At 73.2% G+C, this 8357-nt stretch carries 12 protein-coding genes, 1 rRNA gene and 1 pseudogene; 6 read left to right on the top strand and 8 right to left on the bottom strand.

Annotated features, from left to right (window positions below; genetic code table 11):
- Positions 1-91: pseudogene (locus tag ACZ6R9_RS33630) on the bottom strand (electron transfer flavoprotein subunit beta); the annotation flags it as partial.
- A 284-nt stretch (positions 92-375) separates the two neighbouring features.
- On the bottom strand, positions 376-702 hold the full coding sequence (locus tag ACZ6R9_RS33625) for a TlpA family protein disulfide reductase (protein ID WP_465542566.1): 327 nt from the start codon (positions 700-702) through the stop codon (positions 376-378).
- Positions 703-1275: 573 nt separating this feature from the next.
- Between ACZ6R9_RS33625 and ACZ6R9_RS33620 the strand changes: the two genes are divergently transcribed.
- Positions 1276-2040 (top strand): lysophospholipid acyltransferase family protein, encoded by a 765-nt coding sequence (locus ACZ6R9_RS33620; protein WP_380485100.1) that lies wholly within the window; start codon positions 1276-1278, stop codon positions 2038-2040.
- Positions 2041-2133: 93 nt separating this feature from the next.
- On the opposite strand, the gene ACZ6R9_RS33615 is transcribed toward ACZ6R9_RS33620, so the two are convergent.
- The 3 genes from ACZ6R9_RS33615 to ACZ6R9_RS33605 are packed head-to-tail and all read right to left on the bottom strand — an operon-like array spanning position 2134 to position 3615.
- Positions 2134-2634 carry a DUF6624 domain-containing protein gene (locus ACZ6R9_RS33615; RefSeq protein ID WP_465542564.1) on the bottom strand — a complete coding sequence of 167 codons (501 nt, stop codon included), beginning with the start codon at positions 2632-2634 and terminating at the stop codon, positions 2134-2136.
- A complete protein-coding gene (locus ACZ6R9_RS33610; protein WP_465542562.1) occupies positions 2631-3068 on the bottom strand; it encodes a MarR family winged helix-turn-helix transcriptional regulator in 438 nt (145 codons plus the stop codon). The genes ACZ6R9_RS33615 and ACZ6R9_RS33610 overlap by 4 nt, the downstream gene beginning before the upstream one ends.
- A 46-nt stretch (positions 3069-3114) precedes the next feature.
- Positions 3115-3615, bottom strand: coding sequence for a MarR family winged helix-turn-helix transcriptional regulator (locus ACZ6R9_RS33605; RefSeq protein WP_465542560.1), 501 nt, complete (start codon positions 3613-3615; stop codon positions 3115-3117).
- A 70-nt stretch (positions 3616-3685) separates the two neighbouring features.
- On the opposite strand from ACZ6R9_RS33605, the gene ACZ6R9_RS33600 reads away from it, so the two are divergent.
- From ACZ6R9_RS33600 to ACZ6R9_RS33585, 4 genes are all read left to right on the top strand, one after another.
- Positions 3686-4237, top strand: a complete 552-nt coding sequence (locus ACZ6R9_RS33600) for a carboxymuconolactone decarboxylase family protein (RefSeq protein ID WP_465542558.1) — start codon at positions 3686-3688, stop codon at positions 4235-4237.
- A 30-nt stretch (positions 4238-4267) separates the two neighbouring features.
- Positions 4268-4633, top strand: coding sequence for an SCO4402 family protein (locus ACZ6R9_RS33595; protein WP_465542557.1), 366 nt, complete (start codon positions 4268-4270; stop codon positions 4631-4633).
- Between the two features lie 21 nt (positions 4634-4654).
- On the top strand, positions 4655-5218 hold the full coding sequence (locus ACZ6R9_RS33590; protein ID WP_465542555.1) for a hypothetical protein: 564 nt from the start codon (positions 4655-4657) through the stop codon (positions 5216-5218).
- 204 nt (positions 5219-5422) lie between these two features.
- Positions 5423-5794: a hypothetical protein gene (locus tag ACZ6R9_RS33585; protein WP_380485112.1), complete on the top strand. Its 372-nt coding sequence runs from the start codon at positions 5423-5425 to the stop codon at positions 5792-5794.
- A 317-nt stretch (positions 5795-6111) separates the two neighbouring features.
- On the opposite strand, the gene ACZ6R9_RS33580 is transcribed toward ACZ6R9_RS33585, so the two are convergent.
- Positions 6112-6726, bottom strand: coding sequence for a hypothetical protein (locus ACZ6R9_RS33580; protein WP_465542553.1), 615 nt, complete (start codon positions 6724-6726; stop codon positions 6112-6114).
- Positions 6727-6791: 65 nt separating this feature from the next.
- A complete protein-coding gene (locus tag ACZ6R9_RS33575; RefSeq protein ID WP_465542552.1) occupies positions 6792-7181 on the bottom strand; it encodes a VOC family protein in 390 nt (129 codons plus the stop codon).
- A gap of 209 nt (positions 7182-7390) precedes the next feature.
- Here ACZ6R9_RS33575 and ACZ6R9_RS33570 point away from each other — a divergent pair, with 209 nt between their 5' ends.
- Positions 7391-8119 (top strand): class I SAM-dependent methyltransferase, encoded by a 729-nt coding sequence (locus ACZ6R9_RS33570; protein ID WP_465542551.1) that lies wholly within the window; start codon positions 7391-7393, stop codon positions 8117-8119.
- 172 nt (positions 8120-8291) lie between these two features.
- Here ACZ6R9_RS33570 and rrf read toward each other — a convergent pair.
- Positions 8292-8357: ribosomal RNA gene (gene rrf / locus ACZ6R9_RS33565) — 5S ribosomal RNA — on the bottom strand; the annotation flags it as partial.

The raw sequence follows: 8357 nt of genomic DNA, 5'->3' as shown, positions 1-8357 counted from the left end.
CCTCCCGGTCGGTGGTCGCATCGTCCGCGAAGCGACGATCACCGGTCGCGTCGGGCACGTACTTCACACAGACAACGATCCTCAAGCTCACGGCCTGCTCTCCTGTTACTGGTCCGATCCGGCGGCTGCGGCTGCATCCGTGCATGTCGAGCGGTCTCGGCACACGCGCGGGGCCCGCGGTCCGGGCGGCGCGCGCCGGTGCCCCTCCGGAACTCCCCGGCAGCATACTCATGAGTAGCCCAACCGTCACTACTCGCCAGTAGCTTACGCTGCCGCAGGTCCGGCGGGCACCCGTGCCACCGCCTTGGCCCATCCTGCCGCAGGGCGGCCCGGCTGCCACCTGACCTGGCACCAGATCGCCTGTGAGATTGAACGCTAGACGGCCTCACCGAGTGCCGCGATCACGTCCACCCGGCGCGGCTGACCTGCCGCCCGGCGCACCACCCGGCCCTCCGCGTCCAGCACCAGCACGGTCGGGGTGCGCAGGATCTCCAGCCGGCGCACCAGCTCCAGCTGCGACTCGGCGTCCACCTCCACGTGCGCCACCCCCTCGACCATCCCCGCCACCTCGGCGAGCGTGCGGCGGGTGGCCCGGCAGGGCTGACAGAAAGAAGTGGAGAACTGCACCAGCGTCGCCCGCTCGCCCAGCACGGCACCGAGCTCCGCCCCGGTCAACCGCACCGCACCACCCTCGCCGCGCATCCGCCGCCTCCCGTCCCGCACCTCGCCGACCGCTGCCCGCGCCCGCGGGCACCGACCGGTCCGATCACCGCTCCAGTGTGACAAACGCCGCCCGGGGCCCGGACAGTCCGCCCAGGTCACCGCCCTCGTCCCGGCCTCGTCCCGGCGTCGGGCACGCTCCGTGCGGGGGTTCGACGTCCACCTGCCGCTCCACCCCGGCGCGCGCGCCGGTCCGGGGTCGGGCACTCCGCGCGGGGGTTCGACGTCCACCTCCCGCTCCACCCCGGCGCGCACGCCGGTCCGGGGTCGCCCGGCTGCCCCGGTTCGCCCGGATTTGCCTGCCGGGCACGGGCCGCCGCCCGACCGCCACCACCCCGAACTCCGGCTCCCGACTGGGCGTTCCACCCCGGCCGCACCGTGCCCGCACCCGCAGGTCCGGGCCATGCGGTGCGCGGGCGTGACAGACCGTGCCCGTTCGGGGGATCATCGGGGAGAAACACCCGTGGCCGCCGCGGCGTGCCGCGACCCGTCGGCCCTGCCACGCCCCGGGATCCACCGCACCGGGCAACAGGCCCCGGGGAAGTAGGACTGACCGTGGCAGAGTTCGTGTACCCGCCGGTGATCCGCGCCGCGCTCACCGCATTCAAGGCGCTGGACCTGCGGATCAACATCGTCGGCGCCGAGCACGTACCCGCCACCGGCGGCGCCGTCCTGGTCAGCAACCACATCAGCTACCTGGACTTCATCTTCGCCGGCTTCGGCGCCTACCGGGTGGCCCGGCGCAAAACCCGCTTCATGGCCAAGGACGACGTGTTCCGGCACAAGATCTCCGGCCCGCTGATGCGCGGCATGAAGCACATCCCCGTGGACCGCACCGACGGTCAGCCGGCGTACGAGGCCGCGGTCAAGGCGCTGCGCGAGGGCGAGGTGGTCGGCGTCTTCCCCGAGGCCACCATCAGCCGCTCGTTCATGCTGAAGAAGTTCAAGACCGGCGCCGCCCGGATGGCCGCCGACTCCGGCACCCCGCTGCTGCCCGTCATCCTCTGGGGCACCCAGCAGCTGTGGACCAAGGGCCGCCCGAAGACCCTGACCAAGCGCCACGTCCCCGTCACCATCATGATCGGCGAGCCGATCCACCTCACCGAGGCCGACCGGCCCGTCATGGTCACCCGGCGTCTGCGCGCCGCCATGTCGGAGATGCTCGACCGCGCCCAGCGCGACTACCCGGTCAAGCCCACCGGCCCCGACGACGCCTGGTGGATGCCCGCCCACCTCGGCGGCACCGCCCCCACCCCCGAGCAGGCCGAGGCCGAGGACGAGGCGGAGGCCGAACGCCGCGCCGCCCGCACCGCCCGCTGACCCGTCCCGCCCCACCGCCCGCTGCCCGCCGCCCGGTCCAACGGGCGATCGGGCGGCGTGGGCGGTGGGGCGTTGGGCGTTGGGGCTCACCGCTCAGGCGAACTGCGCGACGTACTCGTCGAACGGCGGGATGCCGACCTCGGCCCGCCGCTCGTCCAGCCGCGCCGGGTCCTCGCACGGCCACGGCACCGGCGCCCCGTCGCGCACCCCGGCGATCTGGGTGCCGTAGACCTGCTCCCGCCCCTCGTTCACCAGCACCCGGTCCCGCAGGAACGCCAACTCCCGCACCTCCGCCGCACCTTCGGCCACCGCCTGCTCCATCAGCAGCAACGCCCGCCGCTGCACGTCCAGTTGCCGGTCGGCGTGCTGGGCGATCAGCCATGCGGCCTGCGCCGCCTCCGCGCCGACCTCCGCCGCGACCGGCCAGCCGTGCGCGTCCAGCAGCTCGGCCAGCCGGTCCGCGTGCCGCGCGGTCGAGCGCCGCCACGCCAACCGCTCGGCCGGGTCCGCACTGTTCGCCAGCGGCGCGGCCGCCCGGTCGGCGGCCCCCATCGCGGTCAACTCGGCTGCCAGCGCGGCCACTTCGGGGGTCATTCCACTCTCCCTCGCTCCCCGGCGCCCTCGGTGGCGCCGACCACCACCATTCTGGGCGGGCGGATCGGCCCGAAGATCATTCCGAAGACCGGCGACAGGCCGCCCCTCCCACTGGAACACTGGAGGTGTTCCCGCAGGCCGCAACGTGCCCCTGCGGCGCTGCTCGCCGAGCGCCGCCCACCGCCCGCAGATCTGCTCTGCTCGAACATCTCCGCCGACCGGGCCAGCATGTCCAGCCCGCGCGGGGTCAGCCGCACCACCTTGCGCCACGCGTCGCCCGGATCCTCCGCCCGCTCCGCACAGTCGAGCGCCTCCAGCCGGTCCACCGTCTTCCCGGCGGCCTGCTTCGACACCCCCAGCCGACGCCCGACCTCGCTCGCCGACGCCCCCTCCAACCCGATCGCCTGCAACGCGAACCCGTGCGCGGGCCGCACCGCACTCCCGCCGCGCCCCGTCAGCCGCGCCTCCCGCGACGCCCCGTCAGCCGCCGAACCAGCCCGCCGCGTCCAGCCGGAAGCCGGACGGGCCGGCCAACCGGGCCAGGCCGTCCTCCAGTTCGCGCAGCCGCTGCTCGCCGAGCGCCGCCGCCCAGCGCCCGCGGATCTGCTCGAACACCTCCGCCGACCGGGCCAGCATGTCCAGCCCGCGCGGGGTCAGCCGCACCACCTTGCGCCGCGCGTCACCCGGATCCTCCGCCCGCTCCGCATAGCCGAGCGCCTCCAGCCGGTCCACCGTCTTCCCGGCGGCCTGCTTCGACACCCCCAGCCGACGCCCGACCTCGCTCGCCGACGCCCCCTCCAACCCGATCGCCTGCAACGCGAAACCGTGCGCGGGCCGCGCCTCGGGGTGGCCCTGGCGGGCGAGTTCGGCGTGCAACTCGTCGATGATCGTGCGGAATCCGGCGAACAGCAGCAGCGGAAGCTCGAAGCCGTTGCGCTGATCGACAACCTGGTTTACGTTTTGGTCAACCACGTTGTCCATTCTAGGACGCGCAGCCGAGGCACGCCCCCGGCCACCCCGGCACGCCTCCCGCCGCCCGAAAGGGACCGCCATGCCCAGCACCGCCCAGCACTTCCCCGACCTCACCCCCGAGACCGCCCCGCCGACCGCCCGCCGCCCCCTGGAACAGATCACCCGCAAGCTCGGCTACCTCCCCAGCGCCGCCGCCCGCCTCGCCCACTCCCCCCAACTCCTCGACGGCTTCCTCAAGTTGACCGCCCTCTTCGACGCCACCGAGCTCGATCCGCTGGTCCGCGAAACCGTCGTCCTGACCATCGCCACCCGCAACGGCTGCCACCTCTGCGTCGCCATGCACACCGCCAAACTCACCCACCTCGACGCCGACCCCGCCCTGATCGCCGCCCTCCGCGCCCAGCAGCCCCTCCCGGACCCCCGCCTGGAAGCCGTCCGACGCTTCGTGCACTCCGCCCTCGACCACACCGGCGCCGTCCCCGAACCCGAGCTCGCCGCCTTCCTCGCCCACGGCTTCACCCGGCGCAACGCCCTGGAGATCGTCCTCGGCATCGGCGCCTACACGCTCTCCACCTTCGCCAACCGCCTCACCGACGCCCCCATCGACCCCCAACTCGCCGCCCACGCCTGACCGCTCCACCTCAGCCGGTACGCTCCCCCGGTGACCGACCGCGGCCTCACCCTCCCCGCACTACGGCGCCAACTGGTGACCGCGGTCCTCACCCTGGCCGCCCCCGGCCTCCAGGACGCCGACTTCGACCCCGCCCCGCACCTGGCCGCCCTCCTCACCGACGCCTGCGACGCCACCGCCCCCGTCCCCTGGCTCGGCCACACCCTGCGCACCTCCGAAGAAGCCGCCCTCACCGCCGACCTCGGCACCGCCCTCCGCCACCACCTCGCCGCGCTCCCGCCCGACCCCACCCCCACCGACCACCTCCGGTCCCCCACCTGGCTTCCCATCACCACCACCGCCGCCCACCTCGCCCGCCTCCTCGTCCACAACGACCACCACGCCACCACCCCTTGACGGCGCGCTACCGTCAGCCGGATGAACAACGACATCGACACCTGGAACCGCTTCGCCGCCCTCCTCCCCGAGCCGGACGCCGAAGACGTCGCCGACTGCTGGCAGATCGGAGAACAGGAAGCCGGCCTCCGCGTCCTCGTCTCCGGCCTCCTCACCCACCAGGTGCCGATCAGTGAAACCGTCCGGGCCCAGCTCTCCGTCCTCGCCGAAATCTGGGGCGAACGCGAGGCCCTCACCCCCGACCTCCTCCGCTGCCCCGGAGACGGCCGCCCCGCCCCGGTCGCCCTGACCGACCCGCCCTACGAACCCGGCGACGACAACCCCGCCGAACCCGTCCTGGTGCCCTGGATCACCTGCACCGCCTGCGGCCAACTCCTCCTGCGCGCCCACCTCCTGGACGGAGGGCGGCACCTCTCCCACCTCGCCGAGTACTACGCGATCGCCTCCCCCGACCGGGCCACCGTCCTGCACACCTTCCCGGCCTACACCGACGCCCCTTTCGACCCCGACGACCCCACCGACCCCGCCGGCACCGCCTTCGCCGCCCTCCTGAACGGGTGCGCGGAACCGCCGAACGGCCACTGACCCCCCGGCCGGACTCCCCCGCCACACCCGTCACTTGGCCCGCGAGTTCACCGACGCCGACGGCCGCCCCTGATTGCCGGACGCCGACCGCACCGGGCCAACGCCGCCCGCCCATCGGCCCACTGGCTGGACACCCCTGGCCGTCGACGCCGTGACGGTACATCATCACTTTCATCGGACCCCACGACCCGAAAGGTGATCGACATGCCCCTGACGTTCCGAAAGCCCCGCCTCAAGGCCGGCCTCCTCGCCCTCACGACCGCGGCAGCCCTGAGCGCCGCCGCCACGCCCAGCGCCCACGCGGCGGGCAACTGCACCCACTACGGTCAGCCGGGGTACGGGCAGGTCTTCACCGACTACAACTACTCGGGCGACTGCTGGGAGTTCCAGATCGGCACCTGGACGGTCTTCCCCGTCCTGGTCAACCACAAGGTCTCCTCGCTCAGGAGCTGGGCCTCCTACTCCGGCCAGCAGGTGAACCTGTCGGGCGACGGCATGACCTTCACCGCAGGCGCGGGCGAGTGGTGGCCGAAGCTGCCCGACTGGTTCAACGACCACGCCAATGCCGCCTACTGACGGTTCGAACTTCCGGGGCAGATGACCGGCCGGCCCATCTGCCCCACCCCTCCTGGACGAGCACGCACTCACGCCGAACAACCCGCCGGCCCCGCCCGTCCCGCCCCGCCACCATCGCCCCATGCCCCGCACGCACACGTCTCGGCCCCGGCCCGCGACGTCCATCGGCACCGCAGAGGCTCCGACCCCCAGCCGGCCACCCCCGCCGCCCTTCGCGGGAGCCTCCCCGACCGTTACGTCGGCCACGAGTTCACCGACACCACCGGCCGCGTCCTACTCTTCCGCTCCTGCAACTGCTGACCCGGCCCGCCCGCCCCTCAGAACTCCAGCACCACCCCGACCGCCCCGGCCCCCAATCGCTCGGCGGCCCGCAGCACCCGCACCGGCCCGGCGAACAGCTCCGCGACCGTCCCGCCGCCGTCCTCGTTCCCCATCACCGACAGCCACGCGTCGGCCCGCCCGGCATCCGCTCCCGCCAACAGCCGCTCCACCACCGGCCGTTGCTCCCGCACCCCGGCCGCGTCGAGCGCAAACTCCCCACCCCAGCCCGGCATCCGCTCCACCCCCTCCGGCCCCAGCGCGAACGCCAACGCGTCGAACGGGTACGCCCTCGCCGCGCCGATCGAGCAGCGCTCTTCTTCCGTGCGTCCCTCCAGGAGACCCAGCAGCGTCCACCGCAGCTCGTCCGCGCCCTCCGCGCTCCCGCCCCGCCAGCCGTCGAACACCCCCGCCAGCGTCAGCGCATCGTCCCCACGCCACGCCCCGCCGCCCCGCAGCCTCCGCAACCACTCCGTTCGCGCCGCGAGCCGTTCCCGCCACCACACCAGCTCCCCGGCCGCCGTCTCCGGCCGCCGCGCCCAGTGTTCGACCCGCGCCGCCACCTTGTCAGGAACCACCCCGAGCACCCAGTACCCGTGAAAGCCCATGCTCACCACCCTCCCTGACACACCAAAGGGGCCCCGGCCACCACGGCCAGGACCCCTCCCGCCCCCTCCATTCAGCGCCCCGGGCCCTCGCCCTCACCCGGCAGCGCCTCGGGCAGCACGAACTGCGGGTTCTCGATCAGGCCGACCACCGCCCCACTCGGCTCGACCACCGACACCACCCTGATCCCCCCGCCGACCTCCTGCACCGCATCCCGCACCGTCGCCCCCGCGGCCACCACCGACTTCAGCGCCACCTCAACGTCCCTGACCCCCCAGTACGTCACCGGACCGACCGCCGGATCACCGTTCGGGTCGAGCGCCAACTCGTAGCCCCCGACGTTGAAGCCGACGTAGAACGGCTGGTCGAAGTACGGCTCGATGCCCAGCACCGAGGTCCACCACGCCTTCGCGGCAGCGAGATCCGGCGCGGGGTAGATCACCGTCCGAAGACCAAGGAACATGTCAACACCCTTTCCCAGCACCACAGTTCTTCCGTGCGCGAGCCTACGACCCCGGTCCGACAACCCCGCCCCACCACGCCGCCGGCCCAGCTGGGGCACCACTCCCACCGCCGGCCCCGCCAACTCCCCCGGCCGCCCCCGCCACCGGTGCGTGCCTGGGCTGCCGCCTCGCCCGCACTGACGACCCGGATCTGGCTACGCTCACCAGCATGTCCACCTCCGCGCTGTCCTTTGGTGCCGCTGCCCGCCTGTACGACTCGATCCGGCCCACCTACCCGGTGCGGGCGGCCGCCTGGGCCATCGGCTCCGAGCCGCTGCGCGTCCTGGATCTGGGGGCGGGCACCGGGCTACTGACCGGTGTGTTGCGCGCCGTCGGCCACGAGGTGATCGCAGTCGAACCCGACGAGCAGATGCGCGCCGTGGCCACCGAACGCCACCCGGGCACGCCGGTCCTCGCCGGCAGCGCCGAGAACATCCCGTTGCCGGACGAATCCGTCGACGCCGTCGTAGTCGGGCAGGCATACCACTGGTTCACTCCGCAGGACGCCCTGCCGCAGATCCACCGGGTGCTGCGCAAGGACGGCGTCTTCGCTGCGATGTGGAACATTCGCGACGATCGGACCCCGTGGGTGGCCGCGCTTTCCGCCATCGTCGGCAAGGAGGGATACGGCCTGGAAAATGCCTGGCAGTACGGCCCGGTGGCGCCCTGGTTCACCGAACCCGAACGCGGCTTCATCGAACACACCGTGACCGTCCCAACGAACCGGCTGATCGACCTGGTGCGGTCCCGCTCCTCCTACCTGACCGCCGACGCCGCCGAGCAGGCCCGCTTGGACCGGAAGATCGGCGAGTTGGCCGCGACCGACCCGGCCCTGGCCGACCGCGACAGCGTTGACATGCCCTACCGGACCTGCGTCTACCGGATGCGGCGGGTCTGAGACCACCGACGCCGTCACCGACGTCGAAGCCCTGGTCCCGACCGCCAAAATCAGCCGCCCGCCCGGTAACCCCGCCCCGAACCCATTTCGCCCCCGGCAGCTCGGACCAAAATTCCCCGGAAACGCGAAGAAGCCCCCTGACTTCCCGTCAGGGGGCTTCTCCAGAAGAATTGTTCGGCGGCGTCCTACTCTCCCACAGGGTCCCCCCTGCAGTACCATCGGCGCTGTGAGGCTTAGC

Source organism: Kitasatospora sp. NPDC048662 (assembly GCF_055587065.1).
Note: the sequence above shows the minus strand (reverse complement) of the source record. Positions and strands in the feature narration are given on the sequence as shown.